Consider the following 22,628-nt stretch of genomic DNA (forward strand, 5'->3'; position numbering starts at 1 on the left):
AATAAAAAGAGCATTTCATTGTAAAAATTATTAAATGCGAGAAAAGATTTTTATTTATATAATACTCCTAAAATATTTCATATAGATAAAATCTTTTCTTAACAGTTCTGACATTCATGAAAAAAATATATTTATTTCCAAATTACTAAACAATGGTGTTTTTTCCCTCTACATATTAAAGTAAACTTACCAAAAAGCTTATCTTTATTACAAAATGTATATTTAACATTATGTTGTTTTTGACCATTTACTAATATTGCTCCAGAATTAATCATATTATGAGCTTGACTTCTGGAAGGAGCTAAATGAGCATCAACTAATACTTGTGGTAAATCTGCATTTTGTTGAAGAGTGATATTTGATATTCCATCTTGAGCTAACTGTTCTAAATCTAATTTAGTTAATTTTTTTAAATCACCACAAAAAAGACCTATGGTGATACGTTGCGCAGTTATTAATCCCTCGTTCCCATGTACTAGACGGGTAACATATTCAGCTAATACGTATTGTGCATTTTTTATTTTTAAAGAATTAATTTCTTGTACACTGAGAAAAGTAAATAGCTTAAGAAACCGATAAACATCCTTATCCGAAATATTGATCCAAAATTGATAAAATTTATATGGACTAGTTTTTTTTGCATCTAACCATATTGATTCATTTTCAGTTTTGCCAAATTTAGTTCCATCATGTTTTGTTAACAAGGGTACTGTTAAACCAAAAACTTCATTTTTATATAGACGTTTAGTTAACATAATACCGGTAATAATATTACCCCATTGATCAGATCCTCCAATCTGCAATTTTACACCATATGATTGATTTAAATAAGCAAAATCATAACTTTGCAAAATATTATAAGCAAATTCGGTAAATGATATACCTTGTTCATCACGGTTTAAACGTTGCTTTACTGCTTCTTTATTAATCATTTGATTGACTGAAAAGTGCTTACCAATATCACGCAAGAAACTTAAAACATTCATTTTACTAAACCAATCATAGTTATTAAGTGTAATAGCACTGTTTTCACTACTATCAAAATTTAAAAAATTTTTAACTTGTATCTTAATTTTTTCTAGCCATTTATTAATATTTTCTTTATTATTAAGCTTGCGCTCCATTGCTTTAAAGCTTGGATCACCAATTAATCCGGTAGCACCGCCTATTAATATAATAGGTTTATGTCCTGCATTTTGAAAATATTTAAGAATTATTAAGGGAATTAAATGTCCTAAATGCAAGCTGCTAGCGGTAGGATCAAATCCACAATAAACAGTTATTGATTTTTCTTGTAATATTTTAGATAACATTTTTTCATTTGTTACTTGAGCTATCAATCCTCTTTCATGTAATGTCTGTATTAAGGTAGTCCGGCTCATTAATAACTCCAAATTAATTTATTTTCTACATTGTATAGTAGTTTTTAATGGCAATAAATTTTATTATGCGTAAATCGTTTTTTCATTGCTAAAAAAATTTTCAAAAATACTTCTCGATCTGATGCATTTAGATTGTTTTGATACCCATGCTCCGATTTGACTCTCTCTAGGACGATGCTGAAAATATTTCTTTCCCTCAAATCATAACTTGACGTTCTACATGTGGCCAGTATAAATGTGCGGAAATTTTTGAATTAAATAATAAAAAGTGTTTTGCTTTTCTGCTGTTTAAGTTAGTAAAAAATTTTATGCCTCTACAATACCGTACGTTGGTACGGTTGTCCATGTTCATCTACTGTAGCAACTATCATTGCTGTAGGATCAGGTATATTTATGCCTGATAATTGAAAAACCACTTGTCAAACAACTTTATAAGGTGTTTAGGTAAATCCTTGCGACGTAATGTGCCGAAGTTGTATTCACGTCTAATATGAGTAAATTTCTGATGAGTATAAATCTTAATTTAGTTTATCTTATTTTATATTAAAGATCATTATCTAACTAAATTTTTTAAAATATTGCTATTATATAGCAGAACTCATTTTGTGATATTTCAGTCAAAAGTATTATGTGTACAAAACTAGTAAATAGGTTATATGCATATTTATTAATTTAAATTAAGAATTAGTTAGCAATTATTATTTATTAAATCAATGATAAATTGATCAGATTATATAATCTAATAAAAAATTTTTTTTGCGTTGATGAAATCAAAATAATTATTTATATATTATATTTATAAAAATTAACTAGTTTTTAACAACTATTGGATTATAAAAGTGAAATTAGTATATTATTGCTGATATATATTTTAAATACTATATGTGTTGTATTTTTACAAAAATAATAATTATATAACAAGATTTATCAAATTATCTAATAAATAATTATGAATAAGGATATATTGAATTACATTTCTTTCCTGATAATTTACCTAATTATTTTAAATAGTACATAGGCTTTACATCACTTTTGAGATAATAATGTCTGAACCTAAATCAAATAAATTCAATGCGTTAAATCAACGCTTTCGTGGTTTCTATCCTGTAGTCATAGATGTTGAAACAGCTGGTTTTAATGCTCAAACTGATGCATTATTAGAAATTGCAGCAGCAACTTTTAAAATGGATGAAGATGGTTGGTTATTACATGATAATATCATGCATTTTCATATTCAACCTTTTCAAGGAGCTATTTTGAATCCTAAAGCACTAGCATTTAATGGAATAGATCCAAATAATCCTTTACGTGGTGCAGTTAGTGAACATGATGCTTTGCATGCCATCTTTGGTATGGTATATAAAGGTATTCAAGATAACTATTGTAATAAAGCCATTTTGGTAGCTCATAATGCAAATTTTGATCATAATTTTATTATGGCAGCTGTAGAACGCACTGGACTCAAACAAAACCCTTTCCATACTTTTGCTACATTTGATACTGCTTCGTTAAGTGGGTTAGTATTGGGACAAACTGTGCTCGCAAAAGCCTGTAAAGCTGCTGGTGTAAACTTCGATGATACAATGGCACATTCAGCTCTTTATGATACAGAACAAACAGCTATACTTTTTTGTGAAATTGTGAATAGATGGAAAAGATTAGGTGGTTGGCCTATTTGTTTTTTTGAAAACAATATCACACTAAAAGTATCCAAATAATTTAAATATAAGCCGAATTAACATCGGCTTATATTTATTCTCTATTTTTATATTTTTCAGCAGTAACTTTTATTAGTTTTTGTAATTCTCCATTACGGTACATTTCCATGATGATATCGCATCCTCCTATTAATTTGCCATCAATCCATAACTGTGGAAAAGTTGGCCAATTTGCATATTTAGGTAACTCCATACGTATATCGTTATTTTGAAGAATATCTATATAAGCAAAACGTTCACCACACGCGGAAAGTGCTTTTATTGCTTGAGCCGAAAAACCACAACTAGGTAAATTTGGCGAACCTTTCATATATATTAAAATAGGATTTTTTGCTATCTGATTTTTTATTTTTTCTGTAATATCCATAATCATTTTCCTAATATTAAATTTACATATATTTATTATATTATATAAAATAATTTTGCAAAAAAATAACTTTTCGTATAATTAATTTCAATAAAGTATTTATTGCCTGAATATTTAATAGCATCTGATGTGTATTTGAATGTCAAAATTTAATATGTGCAATTTATTCTGCATCAAAATTTGATATAATTTATCTAAAAAATATATTTTTGAAGATAATAGCACAGATAATTCTGAATGTGTATTTATCATTTTTTAAGTAGTATATTTTCTACAGTATTAACAATTATTTGGGTATAGGAATCAATTTCTATATTTAGTGTATCATTTAATTTTTTTATTCCCAAATTAGTATTCTTCAAAGTTTCTGGAATAAGGTGAACAGAGAAATCATTTTCCCTAACTTTGTCTACTGTTAAACTAACACCCTCGATTCCAATGAACCCTTTATGCATTATATACTTCATATAATTGTTATCATGTAATTTCATACAAATTTTATAATTATCTTCTAAATTAATTATCTCAGTTATTTCCGCAGTTGTTATGATATGACCTGACATGAGATGTCCACCAATTTCATTATTAAATTTTATTGCACGCTCAATATTTACGATATCTCCTATAGAGATATTACTGAGATTAGTAATTTTCAAAGTTTCTTTTATTAAATCTAAACTTACTAAATTACTATTTATTTCTGTTACAGTAAGACAGCAACCATTACTTGCTATTGATGCTCCTAAACTTAGGTCTGTTAATAATTCTTGAGGTAACTGCAATACGTGTGTTACACAATATTTTTTTTCCTTTATATCCACAATTCTAGCTGTTGCTTGAACTATACCTGAAAACATGAGGATTCCCTATTAAATTTAAGAATATAAAAATAGTAAAATTTTATAAAAAGTTTTAACTTAATAATTGTGTTATGTTACAATAATATAAGAAATATTAATTTTATTTTTATAAAATGCTATTTTAATAAAAACGTACGCGATATAATTATTCCTATCGAATATGAATAGATACAGGCGTTCTTAGCTCAGATGGTAGAGCATCACCTTGACGTGGTGAAGGTCAATGGTTCAATTCCATTAGAACGCATTATAAATTGGCTAGTGTAATTTTTTTTATTAACAATACTTTAATATCTGTATTCCCCTGTATTGTTTTTACGAATTTATCTTTTAAAGATATATAGTAAAAAATTATACGTAAATTGTAGATAATATACTTTTATGAAAAAAACTAAAATAGTTTGTACTATAGGACCAAAGTCTGAATCTGAAGAGATGTTAACTAAATTATTAAAATGTGGTATGAATGTCATGCGTCTAAATTTTTCTCATGGTGACTATGCAGAACATAGTAAACGTATAAATAATATGCGAAATGTTATAAAAAACACAGGCTACAAAGTGGCTATTTTACTAGATACTAAAGGTCCTGAAATTAGAACCATGAAATTAAAAAATAGTAATGATGTATCATTAACAGCAGGGCAATTTTTTACTTTTTCTACAGATCAATCTATAATTGGCAACAAAGAATGTGTTGCTGTAACTTATAGTGGTTTAGCAAAAGATGTAAATATCGGTAATATCATACTTATTGATGATGGCCTTATTGCTATGAAAGTAATTAAAATAACGGATGATAGCGTGATATGTAAGGTCTTAAATGATGGAGAATTATCCGAAAATAAAGGAATTAATTTGCCAGGAGTATCTGTTAGGTTACCAGCATTAGCAGAAAAAGATAAGTGTGATTTAATTTTTGGTTGTGAGCAAAAAGTAGATTTTATAGCCGCTTCGTTTATTCGAAAACGTTCAGATGTTCTGGAGATCCGTAAATATTTAAAAAATCACGGTGGGCAGAATATTCAGATAATTTCTAAAATTGAAAATCAAGAAGGATTAAATAATTTTGAAGAAATTTTAGATGTTTCAGATGGTATTATGGTAGCACGTGGTGATTTAGGTGTTGAAATACCTGTAGAAGAAGTTATTTTTGCCCAGAAAATGATGATAAATAAATGTAATAAAGTTGGTAAAATCGTAATTACTGCTACACACATGCTGGATTCAATGATAAAACATCCCAGACCTACTAGAGCAGAAGCAGGAGATGTGGCAAATGCCATTATAGACGGTACCGATGCAGTTATGTTATCTGGAGAAAGCGCAAAGGGCAGCTATCCAGTAGAATCTGTTAGCATAATGGCTAAAATTTGTACAAGAACAGACGATATTATTAAACCCCGACTTTATAATTATTATGCTAATAAATTATCTCTCACTGAAGCCGTATGTCGTTGTGCTGTTGAAACAGCTGAAAAATTAGATTCTCCTCTTATTATCGTAGCTACAGAAAGTGGTAATTCCGCTAAGTCAATTCGTAAATATTTTCCAAATGCGATGATTCTTGCTCTTACTACTAATCGAATAACAGCAAATCAGTTAATCCTCACTAGAGGAATTGAAACTCATTTAGTGCCTAAAATATCTTCAACAGACGATTTTTATCGTGTGAGTAAAGAAATTGCGCTACAATGTGGATATGCTAAAAAAGGTGATATGGCTATTATGGTCTCTGGTGCTCTAGTGTCTAGCGGTACTACTAATACTACTTCAGTTCATATACTATAATGTTTTTACTCTATTGTAAGCTAAGGATTCAGCATTTAAACGAATATTCTTAATGATAGATTCTATTCCTTGTCTTCTTGAAGGCGTGAGATAATTTGTTAAATTAAATTTTTTCAACCAATGAAATACATCAAATTCTAAAATTTCCTTAGCATTCATTCCTTGGTATAAACTAAAAACTATAGCTATTAAACCTTTAACAATAGATGCATCACTATCTCCTTGAAAAAAAATAGTACCATCAGATTGTAATTCCATACGAATCCAAACCTGACTCTGACAACCGGAAATAATATACTCAGGTTTATGCAAAATATCTGATAAACTTGATGATAAGTTACTACCTAATGAAATTATGTAAAGATATTTATCTTCCCAGTTTGAATAAGAATTAAAATTGCGTAATATTTTGTATTTATCTGGTAACACCATTTGTTAATTTTTCCTATTTATCTATACTGTCTAATAGATAATTAATACGTTTTAATGCTGTAACTAATCTATTAATTTCTTCAATAGTATTATAAAATGCAAACGAGGCTCGACACATAGCTGGTACCTCATAATGTTGCATCAATGGCATTGCACAATGATGACCAGTACGAATAGCAATGCCATATTTATCTAAAAAACACCCAACATCATATGCATGATATTTTCCTAAATTAAAAGCAATTACTCCAGTGCGAACTTTAGGTCCATATATGATAATATTTGGTATTGAGTTAAGTTCAGTTAAAGCATAATTTATTAACATATTTTCATATTCATGAATGTTATGTAAACCCAGTGATTTTATATAAGAAATAGCAGCTCCTAATCCAATAATTCCTCCAGTATTAGGCGTTCCCGCTTCAAAACGCCATGGTATTTGATTAAAAGTTGTTCCAGTAGGTAAGACTACTTTATTTATCATAGATCCGCCACCCTCCCACGGGGGCATGATTTCTAATAATTCTTTTCGTCCATATAGTACACCAATACCATTAGGTCCATACATTTTATGACCAGAAAATACATAAAAATCACAGCCAATATCCTGAACATCAACTATTTGATGCATTATTGCCTGTGCACCATCAATAACAGTAACTATCCCAGCTTTTTTGGCTTCATTAACAATATCTTTAATGGGATTAATAGTTCCTAATACATTAGAAACATGTGTCACTGCTAATAATCTTGTACGATCATTAATAATTTTTTCTAATTTATCTAAGTCTAATTCACCATTCTGCATTACCGATAATACATTCACATATGCACCTGTTCGTTCAGCAATTATCTGCCAAGGAACAATATTAGAATGATGTTCCATTACAGTGATGATAATATTATCACCTCTTTTTAATTGACTTCCCCCCCAACTATTAGCAATTAAATTAATAGCTTCAGTAGTACCTTTTACAAATATAATTTCTTCTGAAAAATTGGCATTTAAATAAGATTTTATTTGATATCGTACCTTTTCCATAGCGGATGTTGCTTGAGTACTCAACGAATGAATCCCGCGGTGCACAGCTGCATATCTGTTTTGGTAAAAAGAATTTTCTGCCTTTATTACATTTAATGGACGTTGAGCACTCGCTGCACTATCGAAATAGGCTAATGGATAACCATTTATTTTTTTTTTTAATATAGGAAAACCTGCTCTAACTTCCTCAATATCAAAATTCATATTTATCTCCTGGAACACGGCATGCTATACGCTCTAATACTAGTTTACGTATTATATTGTTTTTAAGCATTCCAGTTAAATCTTCTATAAAACCATAAATAATTATATTTTTGGCAAAACTTTCACTGATACCGCGAGCACGTAAATAAAAAATTTGCTCATATTCAATATGACCAACAGTGGCACCATGACTACATTTTATATCATCCGCATAAATCTCTAATTGGGGTTTTGTATATACTGCCGCCAATGTTCCTATTAATAAATTATTATTTAACATTTTACTATCAGTTTTTAGTGCATGTTTTGATACCTTAATTATACCATTAAAGATTGAACGAGCTTGATTACATGTAATGGTTTTATGTAATTGATAGCTACTACAATAACCTTTATTGTGCTCCACATAGCTCCGGCTATCATGTATTTCCTTATTAATTGGTAATGACAATGTATTTATAATTAATTCTGCACTTTTATCATTTAATTGTGCACTAGTATTATGACGTAATAATTTTGCTCCTATAAAGAAACTAATGGTACTAGCTTGGGATTTGTGTGCTAATATAATATCATTATGAGCAAAATGATAGCTTTCACTGTTTTCACACACTAATTTAATATGTGTTAGTCTCGTGTTATTCCCTAATGATATAGTGAAACGTGTGCCAGTAAAATGACCAATTGTATTTAAACTTACATAATGTTCTATAACTTGTATATGTGTATTTCCTGTTAAATGTAAATGATGTCGATAATTTACTGTATTAAGAGAGTTATCTTCTCCACTAGTAATATGTAGAAGATAAAGTGAACTAACATCATTAGGTCGATCACTTAATAAGTTAATTATAGTAATTTCTTCTAATAAACTTTCTGTCAAATGAAGAAATACTTCTGAACAAATTGCTCGTGGGATAGAATAATCTTCATGGGCAGGTATATTATGAATTTGGAAGGTGTCATTATCTATATCACTAATTTTATATTGCAAATATCCATTAAAGTATACTAAACGTACTGCATCTAGAGGTAATGCAAATTTTTTTATTTGGTCAGAACTTAAATTATATGAAGGTGCTATAGAAAAATTCTGTGCATATAATTTATTTAATGGTGTATATTTCCAATTCTCATCTTTATTATTTGGCAAACCAAGTTGCCTAAATTTTTCCCAATGATATTTAGCATTAGTTGAGTGATTGTTTTTTCTTGATTCAAAAATATAACTCCAGTGCTGCAGAGCTTTATTATTTTTGATTGGCGAGCCAGCCATATCCTTGCTCCTCTAGCTGTTTTACCAGAGCAAAATCTCCAGATTTTATTATCTTACCATTATAAAGCACATGAATTAAATCTGGTTTAATATAATTAAGAATTCGTTGATAATGAGTAACTATAATGAAAGAACGTTGTCCATTGTGCAAGCTATTTATACCATTAGCTACTATTTTCAAAGCATCAATATCTAGACCAGAATCAGTTTCGTCAAGAATGCATAATTCTGGTTGTAAGATACTCATTTGTAAAATATCATTTCTTTTTTTTTCTCCACCTGAAAAACCTACATTTACATAGCGACTTAATAAATCTTTTGGCATTTTTAATAATTTGATTTTCTTTTGAATAATATTTTGAAAATCAAATTGATCGACTTCAGATTGTTTTCTATATTTTCTCACCGCATTTAGAGCATTATATAAAAAAAATTGATTACTTACACCAGGAATCTCTGTAGGATATTGAAATGCTACAAAAATACCTTCACCTGCTCTTTCCTCAGGAGAGAAATTTAGTAAATCTTTATCTTTAAATCTAATACTTCCATTAATTATTTTATAATCTTCTCTTCCTGCTAACACTGCAGAAAGAGTACTTTTGCCGGATCCATTTGGTCCCATAATAGCATGTACTTCACCTGGTTTTACTTCAAGATTTAATCCACACAAAATTATTTTATCTTTGATACTAACATGTAAATTGTTAATGCTTAACATATTTTTCCTCTGGAAATACTAGAAATAAACTATTTCTGTTTATCCAACACTATGTTCAAGGTTAATGGATAATAATTTTTGTGCTTCTGCAGCAAATTCAAGTGGTAATTCTGACAAAACATCTTTACAAAAACCATTAACAATCATTGAAATTGCATTTTCTTCATTAATTCCACGTTGCATACAATAAAAAATTTGATCTTCTCCTATTCGTGATGTAGTTGCTTCATGTTCTAATGTTGCACTATTATTAATAGTTTCAATATATGGAAAGGTATGTGCACTACAATCGCTACCAATTAACATTGAATCACATCTAGTAAAATTACGAGCATTATAAGCAGTAGGCATTATTTTTACCAAGCCACGATAAGTATTTTGACTTTTTCCCAAAGCAATACCTTTAGATATAATAGTAGACTTAGTATTTTTGCCTATATGTATCATTTTCGTACCAGTATCAGCTTGCTGATAATGACTTGTCAAAGCTACAGAATAAAATTCTCCGATAGAATTATCACCCTGCAAAATACAGCTGGGATATTTCCAGGTAATAGCTGAACCTGTCTCCGACTGAGTCCAAGACATTTTACTATTATAACCTTCACATATCGCTCGTTTTGTAACGAAATTTAAAATACCTCCTTTACCTTCTTGATTTCCACGAAACCAATTTTGTACAGTCGAATATTTTACTTCAGCATTTTTATGGACTATCACTTCTACCACTGCTGCATGAAGTTGATAATTATTACGTACGGGAGCAGAACAACCTTCAATATAACTTACATAGCTATCTTCATCAGCTATTAAGAGAGTGCGTTCAAATTGTCCGGTTTTTTCTGCATTAATACGAAAGTAAGTAGATAATTCTATAGGACAATAAACTCCTTTAGGAATATATATAAAAGTACCATCAGAGGCTACTGCAAAATTTAGGGCGGCAAAAAAATTGTCATTATATGGCACTACTGTACCTAAGTATTTCATTACTAATTCAGGATATTCAATTACTGCTTTACTGAATGAACAAAAAATTATACCTTCTTTTGCTAATTTATTACGACATGTTGTAGCTACAGACACAGAATCAAATATTGCGTCTACGGCTAATTCACTATTTTCTTTTACTGGTATGCCTAACTGCTCGAAGGCAGATTCAACTTCTTTGGTTAAATATCTATCTCTTTGATTGTTTTGATCTGCTGGTAAATGGGACTTATCACTCTCCTCATAATGATCACAGATAGGTGCTGAATAATAGCTATAACTTTGATAGTCTAACTTATCATAATGTGCTTTTAACCAATGCGGTTCTTCCATTTTTATCCAAGCTTTAAAGGCTTCAAGACGTCGCTGTAACATCCATATGGGTTCATTACGCTTTGCGGAAATTGCACGCACTACATTTTCATTAATACCTCGTTCTAGTTCATCCGTTTTTAGATGTGTAAAAAAACCTTGTTTATAAGAAATATCAGGGTTCAAGTGGTTTATATTTTTGGTGTTTTTATATTCTTCAGACATGTTTATTTACTCAACACTGAAACTTTCCCCACATCCACACAAATTTTGTGCTTGGGGGTTGTTAAATTTAAAACATTCATTTAGTCCTTCAAATTGATAATCAATTTCTGTTCCATCAATTAATGGCATAACCTCAGGAGATACGAATAAGGTAACACCCGCTGTGGTAAAGGTCAGATCATCTTTGATTTTTTTTTTGACTAAATCCATAACATACTCAAATCCTGCACATCCAGATTTTTTAATATTCAGACGTATTCCTTTAGCTTCAGAATCTCTTTGTATAAGATTTTCCATTTTTTTCACAGCATTTGGAGTCATAGTTAATCCTTTCCACATTATGACATCTCTTCTTAAAAATGAGGTTATATTTTATATAATAAATAATATGTATATTTACAATAAATATTATAAAATACATTTTTAAGCAATAAAATAAAAATTTTTCAAAAATTGTTGCTGTTATTGACCATAGTATAGTCTATTAGCTCATTTATACTATCTAAAATATATTTATAATTATTTTATATTGTAATCACAAACATATATTCATATCAAATGATTAATTGATAAGTATAAGAAATATGTTCAGTAATTAATATGAATTATAGATAATTTAATAAAATATTTTTGTTTTAATATTCACCTTTGTTACATCATTTTTTTTAACATATTACGACCTTATACTTCTTCTATTCTTTCGGCAGCTATTTTAGCGATAATTTTTATAAAACTAAAAGGTGGCTATGTCAATTAGTCAATTTTTGGCATATTATATTCAATATTTCCCCCAAATAAAATAATAGTCTGTTTATTAAAGGGATATAAATTATCTAATGCATTTGATATTCAGGTCAAAATTTAGCAAATTCTATTTCACCTTAGTCAATACTTAGCGAGTCGTGGCTTTATTATCAGCAAAAATACTTTTAGCTTTGCTATAAATGTTTGTATTATGCTTTGTATTTTATTCTTTTTCCTAAAAGATAGAGAATACTTATTAAAAGTAATTCTTAGAAGTATACATGTAAAAAACAGCTCATTCATGGTTTTTGCGGATGTTTCAATAGCTACTAAAGGAACTTTGGTAAGAGGGATATTAGGAGGATTGGCTTTCTACCTTATGGGTTGGGTGCTATTGAAGCTAATGTTTTAGGGAAATTTCTCATGATGATCTCGCTAATACCAGCAATAGAAACTCCTGGAATATTGATTCCCGCAGCTATTTACTTGTGGGCTATTGGTGGCTTATGTATGCCTATTTTATCCTACAATCCATAGTGGAGAATATTATGATTCCCCGTCTAGTAGGAAAAGATATTAAAATACCTATCTGGTACTTATTGCTACTGGGGAGTTAGTGTATATGGGATTATTATCGGTACATTAATCGCTGCTATTTTTCTACGTTGTTGGCAATATTTTTATGATATATAATATCATTATCAATATATTACTAATATAGAGTAACATATTTTTTCATTTCTAACTTTCCAAAATAACTGTTGCACAAGCATAATAACGTTCATCTGCTAATGTAACATGAATAGTTTTAACCCCTAATTCCTTTGCAATATCTGCAGCATTTGAAAAAAAATGTAAACCCGGCTTGCCTAATTTATTATTGTATACTTCACACTGATTGAAAGTAATTCCATTACTTATCCCCGTACCAAATGCTTTTAATGCAGCCTCTTTGACTGTAAAACGTTTTGCTAAAAATCGTACTTGGTTAGGATGATGCTTATTGTATTGTAACCATTCTCTTTGAGTAAGTATTCGACGTGCTAAACGATTTCCTGAATGCTTAATAATATTAGAAATACGTGCAATTTCAATAATGTCCATTCCTAATCCAATAATAGCCATTAATCACGTGCTCTTTTTAAAAGATATTTCATTTTTTTGACCGCCTCAGATAATCCTTCTATTGTAGCGCAGCTTATAATAGAATGACCAATATTGAGTTCATTTATTTGTTTCACGGATGCAATTTGTGTTACATTATGGTAATTAAGTCCATGACCAGCATTAACTTTCAAACCCAATTTAGCTGCATAATTAACAGCTTGACGTATACGTAAAAATTCATTATCTTGAACTATGTCATCTTTTGCTTCGGCATATTTACCGGTATGAATTTCTACACAAGTTGCTCCACTAGCAATAGAAGCGTCTATCTGATTATAGTCAGCATCAATAAACAAAGAAACTAAAATTCCTTCCTCTTGTAGTTTTTTTACGGCATTATTAACTTTCTTTTTATTCAATAATATATTTAATCCACCTTCAGTAGTTAATTCCTGCCTATTTTCTGGCACTAAGCAACATACATCAGGTTTAATATCACAAGCTATTTTAATCATTTCATCAGTAATCGCCATTTCAAGGTTCATTTTTGTCTGTATAGTATCCCGTAAAATATATACATCTCTGTCTTTAATATGACGACGATCTTCACGTAAATGCAATGTTATACTATTTGCTCCTGATTGTTCAGCGATAAAAGCAGCGTGTACAGGATCAGGATAATTTTGGCCACGTGTGTTACGTATAGTAGCAATATGATCAATATTAACGCCTAATAAAATATTTGTCATTTTATACTCTTTAGTCATTTTTATCACTCTAAAGCAAAAGATCGCTATTGTCGTTATTGATGATATCAATATTTAATAAGTAGGAAATAATGTAATTTATATTAAATAATTGGTAAATATTCTTTATAATCTAGATATCTTCTATGTAGCCTAAATTACGTAATAAATATTTATTATTTCTCCACCCTTCCTTAATTTTTACCCATAATTCAAGATCTATTTTTGAGAGAAATATTCTCTGTAAGCTATATTCAGCTTCAATCCTCACTTTCCTAATTTTATTACCTTTACTACCAATAATTATTTTTTTTTGCCCTATTTTTTCTACAAAAATTATACTTTTGATATTATATATACCATAATCATTTTTTATAAATTTTTCGATATTTACCGTTAAAGAATAAGGTAATTCAGCATTAAGAGAATGTATTAACTTTTCACGGATAATTTCTGAAGCAATAAAACATTCTGAACGATTACTAACCTGATTTGAAGGAAAATGATGTTTTGAATGAGGAAGATACTGTTTTACAATATTAGATATTACATGAATATTTTTTTTTGTTATTGCAGAGATTGGAACTATATCGATAAAATTAATTTTTTGACTAATATATTTAATATATGGAAGTAAAATATTTTTTTTTTTAATTTGATCTATTTTATTAATAGCTAGTATTATAGGAATTTTATTTTTCCTTAGATTATCAAGTGCGATATCATTATCTTTTGTCCATACTGTTCCATTTACCACAAAGATAATTAAATCTGCTTCTTTTATAGATCTACTAGCTATCCTATTCATAAGACTATTAATTACATATTTGCTATTTACCTGAAAACCAGGAGTATCTAAATAAATTATTTGGTAGACATCCTCAGTATGAATGCCCATAATACAGTGACGTGTAGTTTGTGGTTTATTAGAAGTAATAGAAATTTGCTTATCAAGTAACTGATTTAATAGTGTAGATTTACCAACATTTGGTGGTCCAATAATTGCTACACAACCACAATAAGTAGTTTTTTCTGTTTTCATTGAATTCCTAATTTATTTAATGCTTGCTCAGCAGCATGTTGCTCTGCTTGACGGCGACTTGGACCCACTCCTACTAGTGGTTTATCTAATCCACTGACATTACATATAATAGTAAACTCTTGATCATGAGCTTCACCTTCTACTTGATTGACAAAATAATAGGGCAATGGTAAATGACATGATTGTAAATATTCTTGCAAACGTGTCTTTGGATCTTTTTGTTTTTCACCAGGACTGATTTGTTCTAAACGCTTTTGATACCATTTTAGAATCAAATTCTCGACTATTTGTATACTACTATCAAGAAATATCCCACCTATTAGTGCTTCAATAGTATCGGCTAAAATCGATTCACGACTACATCCACCGCTTTTTAATTCACCAGGTCCAAGATATAGATATTCTCCTAAATCAAATTCTTTTGCTATTTTAGCTAATGTATGACCACGTACCAAAGTTGCTCGCATTCTACTCATATCACCTTCATTGACGCAGGGAAAACGATGGTACAGAGCATTTGCTATAACATAATTAAGAATAGAATCACCTAGAAATTCAAGACGCTCATTATGATGAATATTAGCGCTTCGGTGTGTAAGTGCCTGCTGTAATAATTCCAAATTAGAAAAAGTATAGCCTAACTTATCATGAAGTTTAGCAATCTGTATAGATTTCATGTAATTCCAGTTTTTCTTTTGAAAAATATGATTTAAGAAAATTATTTATTAAATAACGACATATCTAATAGCACATACATCACAAGTATGTAGTTAAATTTGGTTAATTAATATAACCGATGTGACTCAATCTAATACCGGTCGGCCATTTTCCTTCTTGTTTTTCAAAACTTAACCAAATTATAACAGCTTTACCAATTAAATTACCTTCAGGAACAAAACCCCAATAACGGCTGTCAGCACTATTATCTCGATTATCCCCCATCATAAAATATTGGTCTTTAGGTACTAACCAAGAGCCTTCTTTTTGACCAGGTTGGTGATAATACATGTTTAATTGATTAGGTAACTTATCAATAAATAAGATATCATGACTAACATTATCTAATGTTTCCGTGCGCATCAGTAAACGATACCCTCCAAATATTTTTTTATTTTGTGGAACTTTATAAAATCTATCAGCAATTATGTTATAATTAGCATTATTGAATACTTGAATGAAGTTACTGGATTGAATATTAGAATAATTTATAGGTAATTCTTTTTTGCTAATAATATTCTGAAGATAATTTGGAGTTATTATTAGGACTTTTTTATTAACATCATAAGTAATTTTATCTCCTGGTAAGCCAATGATGCGTTTAATATAATATAATTTAGGGTTTGGAGGATATCTAAATACTACAATATCGCCCCGCTTTGGCGGTTTAATATGGATTAATTTTTTTAAAAATGGTATTTGAATATTATAAGAAAATTTTTTCACAAAAATGAAATCACCTATTAGCAATGTAGGCATCATAGAAGCAGACGGAATCCGAAATGGTTCACACACAAAAGAACGTAACAAAAAAACTATAGTTAACATAGGAAATGCAGATCCTATAGTTTTACAATAGTTTAAGAGATGTTCTTTTTTACATATATTATTAGCATATTCTAGGTAATAATCATTATTAATTGATAAAATATTTATAAGACACATAATTACGCTGACTATTATTGCTATAATTAAAATTAAATTATACTTCTCACCCATAATATTACCTTATTTTCTATCTTTATCAATTTGTAAAATTGCCATAAATGCTTCTTGAGGCAATTTAACATTACCTATTTGTTTTATCCTTTTCTTACCCTCTTTTTGCTTTTTTAATAATTTTTTTTTGCGGCTTACATCACCGCCATAACATTTGGCAAGGACATTTTTACGAAGTTGTTTTATAGTTGAACGTGCTATAATGTGATGCCCAATGGCAGCTTGAATTACAATATCAAATTGATGACGCGGAATTAGTTCTTTCATTTTATTGACTATTTCACGACCATAGTTTTGTGCACTTTTGCGATGTATAATAGATGCTAAGGCATCTACCGGTTCTGCATTAATGAGAATATCTACACGTACCATATCAGAACATTGGAAATACTTAAAGTTATATTGTAAAGAAGCATACCCTTTAGAAGTGGATTTAAGTGTGTCAAAAAAATTGACTACTAACTCAGCTAGAGGAATATCATATATTATAGATACATGATTTCCATGATAGATTATATCTCTTTGAACACCCCGCTTTTCCGTGCAAAGAGTAATTGCATTACCTATATATTTTTTAGGAAGTAAAATATTACATTCAGCGACTGGTTCACGTAGTTCTTTTATATTGTTTAATGGAGGTAATTTAGCAGGATTATCTACATAAAATATATCATTATTATTTGTTTGTATTTCATAAATTACTGTCGGAGCTGTAGTAATTAAATTTAAGTTATACTCTCTCTCTAAACGTTCTCGGATAATATCCATATGTAATAAACCCAGAAAGCCGCAGCGGAATCCCAATCCAAGCGCCATAGAACTTTCTGATTCATAAAAAAAAGAAGCATCATTTAAACTGAGTTTGTTTAAAGCATCGCGGAAAGATTGATATTGTTCAGAATACATAGGAAAAATTCCAGCATATACCTGTGGTTTAATTTTTTTAAATCCTGGTAATGCTTTGTCTGCGCTATGATATGCTCCTGTTAAAGTATCCCCTACAGGAGCACCAAAAACATCTTTAATAGTACAAACTAACCAACCTACTTCACCACATATTAATTCTTTTTTATCTATTTGTTTTGGTGAAAAAATTCCTATACGCTCAACATTATAAATACATCCTGTACTCATAACTTTTATTTTTTCACCTTTTTTTATAGTGCCATTTTTAATACGTATTAGACATATTACTCCTAGATAATTATCAAACCAAGAGTCGATAATTAACGCTTGTAATGGAGCGTTAGGATTTCCTTGAGGAGGAGGAATATCCCTGACTATTCTTTCTAACAATTCAATTACACCAATACCAGTTTTTGCAGAACACTGAATAGCATCACTTGCACTAATCCCGATAATATCTTCTATTTCTTGAGAGATGCGTTGGGGATCCCCAGAAGATAAATCTATTTTATTTAGGACAATTAGTATTTCAAGATTTATATCCATAGCTGCATAGCAATTTGATAAGGTTTGCGCTTCTACCCCTTGAGTAACATCAACTAATAATAATGCTCCTTCACAGGCAGCTAAAGAACGAGAAACTTCATACGAAAAATCCACGTGGCCTGGAGTATCAATAAAATTTAATTGATACACTTCATTATTTTTTGCTTTATAATTTAGTGTTACACTGTGTGCTTTGATAGTAATTCCGCGTTCTCTCTCCAAATCCATAGAATCCAGTACTTGTGAAGCCATTTCTCGATGACTTAAGCCACCACATATCTTAATAAATTGATCAGAAAGAGTTGATTTACCATGATCAATATGAGCAATAATAGAAAAATTTCTTATTTTATTCATTGAATATGAATATGTTTATTTAATTTATTAAATTTATAATATATATACATATCTATAATAATTCAATTATGGAATGAATAATTAACTTAATTTAGATTAAAAATTAGTTAATTAATAACATTGATAGTATTGCTATATAAAATGAATCATGAAATAACATGGTATAACACATTAAATCCCGAAAGAAAAAAAAAGTATTTCATTAATATAATGGAATATCTTGCTAAACAACGTGCAGCAGGAGTAACTATTTATCCTGCCTATAAAAATATATTTAAAGTTTTTACTTTAACCAAACTTCATGAAGTAAAAATAGTTATATTAGGACAAGATCCTTATCATGGACAGAATCAAGCGCATGGTTTAGCTTTTTCAGTGCAACCTGGAATAGCTATACCACCATCGTTAGGAAATATATATAAAGAATTAGAAAACGACATTTTAGGATTTCAAGTGCCGAATCATGGTTTTTTAGAGAGCTGGTCTCAACAAGGAGTTATGTTGCTTAATAGTGTATTAACCGTCGAAGCAAAAAAAGCATTTTCTCATAAGAATTTGGGTTGGGAATTTTTTACTGATAAGGTTATTTCTGTTATTAACAATAATTGTAAAAAGGTAATTTTTATGTTGTGGGGTTCTCATGCACAAAAAAAAAGTTACTTAATTGATGATAGCATTCATTACTTACTGAAAGCACCGCATCCTTCTCCTTTATCTGCACATCGCGGGTTCTTAGGATGTCATCATTTTTCTCAAGCAAATAATATTTTGAAACAAATAGGTAAGCAACCCATAAACTGGATACCAAAATTACGAAAAATACCATAAACAGCCATTTTAGCATGAAATAGCTGTTTATTAATTTAATCAAACAGATCTTTATCTTTAGGAGTTAATCTTTTTTTTTGCAACTATTACCATAGCTGGACGTAATAAGCGTCCATTAAGTATATAACCGCGTTGCATAACTTGTACTATATAATTGTTTGCTACATTATCTTCATTAGATTCAATAACGGACATTGCTTGATGTACATCTGGATTAAAAGGGATATTTATATCATTAATAATTTTAACTCCAAATTTACTGATAACCTTCAGTAAGGATTTTAATGTTAAATCAATGCCTGTAATCATATTGGACAACGCAGTATTTTCTTTATTAGCTGCTTCTAAGGCTGATTCTAAACTATCTATTACTGGAAGTAATTCATTCGTAAAATCTTCTAATGCAAATTTATGTGCTTTTTCAATATCTATTGAAGTACGACGACGAATATTTTCTATTTCTGCTTGTGCTCTCAATCTTGTATCACGTAAATCATTTTGTAGTTGAGTTAATTGTTTTTCTAAAGCAGCTATACGTGTATCATATATTTCGTCTAATTTACTATCAATAGTATCACTACAATGAAATATTGGTTTTTCATCATGACATTTAATTTTTTCTTTTGGATTAGATGACGATTTTTCATTGGCATCTTGCAGATCTTGTTGTATATAGTCTCCAGACGTTTGTTTGCTCTTTACATATGGTTCTTTGTTACTCATGAATGTGCTCCACATTGAATGCAATTAGTATCAGTAACAGATCACTATGGGGATATTTTGTACGTTATTCAAGGTAATATATCATATTATTTACTATAATAATTTTACTTTATTAAAGTCAAGGAGATATACTTGATATGCAGAGATATTTTCACTGTATTGGTATAGTTGGTAATACTAATCATCCTCATATATTAGAGACACATGCAATGCTGTATAATTGGCTTAAAGCTAGTAGATATGAAGTGATTGTAGAAAAAAAAATAGCTGATCTCTTATCATTAAAAAATACAAAACATCATACATTAGAGGATATTGGAAAATATGCTGATTTGGCTATAGTAGTAGGTGGTGATGGCAATATGTTGGGAGCCGCACGTGTATTAGCATATCATGATATTAAAGTCATAGGAGTTAATCGAGGAAACCTTGGTTTTTTAACGGATATTAATCCGAATAATATGAAACAACAGCTAAATGATGTTTTAAACGGACATTTTTATCTAGAAAGGCGCTTTTTATTAGAAGTGCAATTATATAAAAGTGAAGATCTAAAGGATCTTGGTAGAGCTGTTAATGAAGTAATAATACATTCAGGTAAAATAGCTCATATGATAGAATTTGAAGTGTATATAGATGATATTTTTGCTTTTTCACAACGTTCTGATGGTTTAATTATTTCTACACCTACTGGATCAACTGCTTATTCATTCTCTGCTGGAGGTCCAATTTTAACTCCTTCATTAAATGCGATTTCTTTAGTTCCTATGTTCCCACATACTTTATCATCGAGAGTATTAGTGATAGGTAGTCAGAGTAGGATTCGCTTACGTTTTTCTTCATTATGTAGTAATCTAAAAATTAGCTGTGATAGTCAAATTACGATACCGATTGATAAAGATGAAGAAGTATTAATTCACCAGAGTGAGCATTTTTTAAACTTAATACATCCTAAAAATTATGATTATTTTCATACTTTAAGCTCTAAATTAGGATGGGCTAAAAATATACCATATAAGTATAAAAATCAATAACATACCTCCATATCTGTCTTCTACTCTACTACATATAGAGTTCAAACTGTATTAATATTAGATATTATGTTAAAATCCTGTAATAGAGAGATCTATTTTCCAAAATAGTCCTATGGTAAATCATAGATACTTTTATTTGCATTCAATTCAAGAACGACATGTAAATAAGGCATCATATGACGATTTTGAACACAAAATACACCTTAACTGAAAAGGAAAAATATTTGTTTACATTATTTATAATTCCGATAACGTAATTCTCTGGGATGAGAGATTATTGGGCGATAAATTTCTACGCGATCTTTATCTGATAAAATTTTATTTAATTCTACTAACTTGCCATAAATCCCAAATTTATTAGTATAAAAATTTATTTCAGGATGTACATTTAATATGCCAGATGCCTGAATTGCATCTTTTACAATGCTTCCTTTTGTTAATTTAACTTTACTTATATATTGTTTTTCAGATAATGCATAAACTACTTCTACTAAAATATCACACATAAGAATTTATTTTTAATATTTAAGAATAATAGTTCACTATAAACTATAGTGTTATAAAATGCAGTTTTTTAATAAAAATTAATAGTAATATGATAAATAAAAGAAAAGATAACATACCTTCCAGTATTATTACTAAAAATAAAGGTGCATATTATAAATATAATATTGAGAAGGAGTTAATAGCTGGAATTGTTTTAGAAGGATGGGAAGTGAAAGCCATTCGTGCAGGAAAAATAAATATTACAGATAGTTATATTTCACTTCAAAAAGGTGAGGCTTATCTCTTTGGAGCTACATTTCAACCTTTAGCTATGGCATCATCACATATCATCTGTGAAGCAGTACGTCCTCGTAAATTATTACTTAATCGACAAGAAATAAAGCTAATATACAATTACATTAATCGAGATGGTTATACCTCTATCCCACTTTCACTTTACTGGAAAAATGCATGGTGTAAAATTACAATAGGTATTGCTCGAGGAAAAAAATATCATGATAAACGTTCCACTATAAAAAAAAGAGAATGGGAAGTATATAAAAAACGTCTCTTAAAAAAACAAAAATATTAAATTAATATTGCATTGTAAGATATATTCTCCTATAATTTAACCGTTGGGGCTGATTTTGGATTTGACAGAATTATCGAAACCCTAGGTGCATGCCGAGGTGCGGTAGGCCTCGTTAATAAACCGCAACAAATATTCGCAAATGACGAAAACTACGCTTTAGCAGCTTAATAACTGATTAAAGCCCTCTCTCCTTATAATCGATTCTCTTAAGATTAGGATAAAGAGAGGTCAAAATACCAATAGAGATCGCGTGGATACTTTGCTTAGAGTAAAACGTTAAAATTAACAGTAAAGCTAATTTGTTAGTAATGTGTTCACTCTAAACTAACAAGTGAATTCAAAGATTGAACTAAGCATGTAGTTACCGAGGATATAGAAATTTTGGACGCGGGTTCAACTCCCGCCAGCTCCATATATTATAGTGGAAAATGACTTTTCTGACTTATAAAGTAAGATATTGCATAATAGATGATTTTGATAG

22 protein-coding genes, 1 tRNA gene and 1 other RNA gene are annotated in these 22,628 nt (G+C 29.6%); 7 read left to right on the forward strand and 17 right to left on the reverse strand.

From position 1 onward, the window contains the following. Positions 1 to 131 precede the first annotated feature (131 nt). Entirely contained in the window at positions 132 to 1,382 is a 1,251-nt protein-coding gene (gene tyrS, locus ICMP_RS02165; protein WP_102032541.1) for a tyrosine--tRNA ligase, read from the reverse strand. A gap of 1,043 nt (positions 1,383 to 2,425) precedes the next feature. On the opposite strand from tyrS, the gene rnt reads away from it, so the two are divergent. Continuing rightward, positions 2,426 to 3,100 (forward strand): ribonuclease T, encoded by a 675-nt coding sequence (gene rnt / locus ICMP_RS02175; RefSeq protein ID WP_041069480.1) that lies wholly within the window; start codon positions 2,426 to 2,428, stop codon positions 3,098 to 3,100. Positions 3,101 to 3,134: 34 nt separating this feature from the next. Here the strand turns inward: rnt and ICMP_RS02180 are convergent, their stop codons facing one another. Together ICMP_RS02180 and ICMP_RS02185 are read right to left on the reverse strand one after the other, a co-directional pair. Continuing rightward, positions 3,135 to 3,467, reverse strand: a complete 333-nt coding sequence (locus ICMP_RS02180; RefSeq protein WP_041069483.1) for a Grx4 family monothiol glutaredoxin — start codon at positions 3,465 to 3,467, stop codon at positions 3,135 to 3,137. A 248-nt stretch (positions 3,468 to 3,715) separates the two neighbouring features. Next, entirely contained in the window at positions 3,716 to 4,324 is a 609-nt protein-coding gene (locus ICMP_RS02185) for a riboflavin synthase (RefSeq protein WP_052456831.1), read from the reverse strand. 177 nt (positions 4,325 to 4,501) lie between these two features. Between ICMP_RS02185 and ICMP_RS02190 the strand changes: the two genes are divergently transcribed. Both ICMP_RS02190 and pykF read left to right on the forward strand, forming a co-directional pair. Further along, positions 4,502 to 4,574: transfer RNA gene (locus ICMP_RS02190), tRNA-Val, on the forward strand. A gap of 134 nt (positions 4,575 to 4,708) precedes the next feature. Then, on the forward strand, positions 4,709 to 6,118 hold the full coding sequence (gene pykF, locus ICMP_RS02195; protein ID WP_041069486.1) for a pyruvate kinase PykF: 1,410 nt from the start codon (positions 4,709 to 4,711) through the stop codon (positions 6,116 to 6,118). Here the strand turns inward: pykF and sufE are convergent. From sufE to lepA, 12 genes are all read right to left on the reverse strand, one after another. After that, positions 6,113 to 6,550, reverse strand: a complete 438-nt coding sequence (gene sufE / locus ICMP_RS02200) for a cysteine desulfuration protein SufE (RefSeq protein WP_041069489.1) — start codon at positions 6,548 to 6,550, stop codon at positions 6,113 to 6,115. The genes pykF and sufE overlap by 6 nt on opposite strands. 13 nt (positions 6,551 to 6,563) lie before the next feature. Then, the gene (gene sufS / locus ICMP_RS02205; RefSeq protein WP_041069492.1) at positions 6,564 to 7,796 is read right to left on the reverse strand and encodes a cysteine desulfurase SufS; all 1,233 of its coding nucleotides are present in this window, start codon (positions 7,794 to 7,796) and stop codon (positions 6,564 to 6,566) included. Beyond that, positions 7,786 to 9,072 (reverse strand): Fe-S cluster assembly protein SufD, encoded by a 1,287-nt coding sequence (gene sufD / locus ICMP_RS02210; RefSeq protein ID WP_041069495.1) that lies wholly within the window; start codon positions 9,070 to 9,072, stop codon positions 7,786 to 7,788. Before sufD ends, sufS begins: the two co-directional genes overlap by 11 nt. Then, entirely contained in the window at positions 9,047 to 9,793 is a 747-nt protein-coding gene (gene sufC, locus ICMP_RS02215; protein WP_041069497.1) for a Fe-S cluster assembly ATPase SufC, read from the reverse strand. Before sufC ends, sufD begins: the two co-directional genes overlap by 26 nt. A 39-nt stretch (positions 9,794 to 9,832) precedes the next feature. Further along, entirely contained in the window at positions 9,833 to 11,320 is a 1,488-nt protein-coding gene (gene sufB / locus ICMP_RS02220) for a Fe-S cluster assembly protein SufB (protein WP_041069500.1), read from the reverse strand. 6 nt (positions 11,321 to 11,326) lie between these two features. Next, positions 11,327 to 11,659: an iron-sulfur cluster assembly accessory protein gene (locus ICMP_RS02225; protein WP_052456832.1), complete on the reverse strand. Its 333-nt coding sequence runs from the start codon at positions 11,657 to 11,659 to the stop codon at positions 11,327 to 11,329. Positions 11,660 to 12,805: 1,146 nt separating this feature from the next. Next, on the reverse strand, positions 12,806 to 13,189 hold the full coding sequence (acpS, locus tag ICMP_RS02230) for a holo-ACP synthase (protein ID WP_041069505.1): 384 nt from the start codon (positions 13,187 to 13,189) through the stop codon (positions 12,806 to 12,808). Next, positions 13,189 to 13,920: a pyridoxine 5'-phosphate synthase gene (gene pdxJ / locus ICMP_RS02235; RefSeq protein WP_041069508.1), complete on the reverse strand. Its 732-nt coding sequence runs from the start codon at positions 13,918 to 13,920 to the stop codon at positions 13,189 to 13,191. The genes acpS and pdxJ overlap by 1 nt, the downstream gene beginning before the upstream one ends. A gap of 130 nt (positions 13,921 to 14,050) precedes the next feature. Then, positions 14,051 to 14,959 (reverse strand): GTPase Era, encoded by a 909-nt coding sequence (gene era, locus ICMP_RS02240; RefSeq protein WP_041069510.1) that lies wholly within the window; start codon positions 14,957 to 14,959, stop codon positions 14,051 to 14,053. Continuing rightward, a complete protein-coding gene (gene rnc, locus ICMP_RS02245) occupies positions 14,956 to 15,636 on the reverse strand; it encodes a ribonuclease III (protein WP_041069512.1) in 681 nt (226 codons plus the stop codon). The genes era and rnc overlap by 4 nt, the downstream gene beginning before the upstream one ends. 103 nt (positions 15,637 to 15,739) lie before the next feature. Then, complete coding sequence (gene lepB / locus ICMP_RS02250) at positions 15,740 to 16,675, reverse strand: signal peptidase I (RefSeq protein WP_041069514.1); 936 nt, start codon at positions 16,673 to 16,675, stop codon at positions 15,740 to 15,742. Positions 16,676 to 16,684: 9 nt separating this feature from the next. After that, positions 16,685 to 18,484 (reverse strand): translation elongation factor 4, encoded by a 1,800-nt coding sequence (gene lepA, locus ICMP_RS02255; RefSeq protein ID WP_041069517.1) that lies wholly within the window; start codon positions 18,482 to 18,484, stop codon positions 16,685 to 16,687. 141 nt (positions 18,485 to 18,625) lie between these two features. On the opposite strand from lepA, the gene ung reads away from it, so the two are divergent. Beyond that, positions 18,626 to 19,312 (forward strand): uracil-DNA glycosylase, encoded by a 687-nt coding sequence (ung, locus tag ICMP_RS02260; protein ID WP_041069519.1) that lies wholly within the window; start codon positions 18,626 to 18,628, stop codon positions 19,310 to 19,312. A gap of 57 nt (positions 19,313 to 19,369) precedes the next feature. On the opposite strand, the gene grpE is transcribed toward ung, so the two are convergent. Then, positions 19,370 to 20,035: a nucleotide exchange factor GrpE gene (grpE, locus tag ICMP_RS02265; RefSeq protein ID WP_041069522.1), complete on the reverse strand. Its 666-nt coding sequence runs from the start codon at positions 20,033 to 20,035 to the stop codon at positions 19,370 to 19,372. A gap of 137 nt (positions 20,036 to 20,172) precedes the next feature. Between grpE and nadK the strand changes: the two genes are divergently transcribed. After that, positions 20,173 to 21,069, forward strand: coding sequence for an NAD(+) kinase (gene nadK / locus ICMP_RS02270; protein WP_041069525.1), 897 nt, complete (start codon positions 20,173 to 20,175; stop codon positions 21,067 to 21,069). Positions 21,070 to 21,302: 233 nt separating this feature from the next. Here nadK and ICMP_RS02275 read toward each other — a convergent pair whose 3' ends face one another. Continuing rightward, a complete protein-coding gene (locus ICMP_RS02275) occupies positions 21,303 to 21,575 on the reverse strand; it encodes an RnfH family protein (protein WP_041069528.1) in 273 nt (90 codons plus the stop codon). A 92-nt stretch (positions 21,576 to 21,667) separates the two neighbouring features. Between ICMP_RS02275 and smpB the strand changes: the two genes are divergently transcribed. Together smpB and ssrA are read left to right on the forward strand one after the other, a co-directional pair. Further along, positions 21,668 to 22,147, forward strand: a complete 480-nt coding sequence (gene smpB, locus ICMP_RS02280) for an SsrA-binding protein SmpB (RefSeq protein WP_041070162.1) — start codon at positions 21,668 to 21,670, stop codon at positions 22,145 to 22,147. A 45-nt stretch (positions 22,148 to 22,192) separates the two neighbouring features. Beyond that, positions 22,193 to 22,562, forward strand: a transfer-messenger RNA (tmRNA) gene (gene ssrA, locus ICMP_RS03360). The last annotated feature ends 66 nt before the right edge of the window (positions 22,563 to 22,628 follow it).

Origin of the sequence: Candidatus Ishikawaella capsulata Mpkobe, assembly GCF_000828515.1 — a bacterium.
In the GTDB taxonomy this organism is placed as follows: domain Bacteria; phylum Pseudomonadota; class Gammaproteobacteria; order Enterobacterales; family Enterobacteriaceae; genus Ishikawella; species Ishikawella capsulata.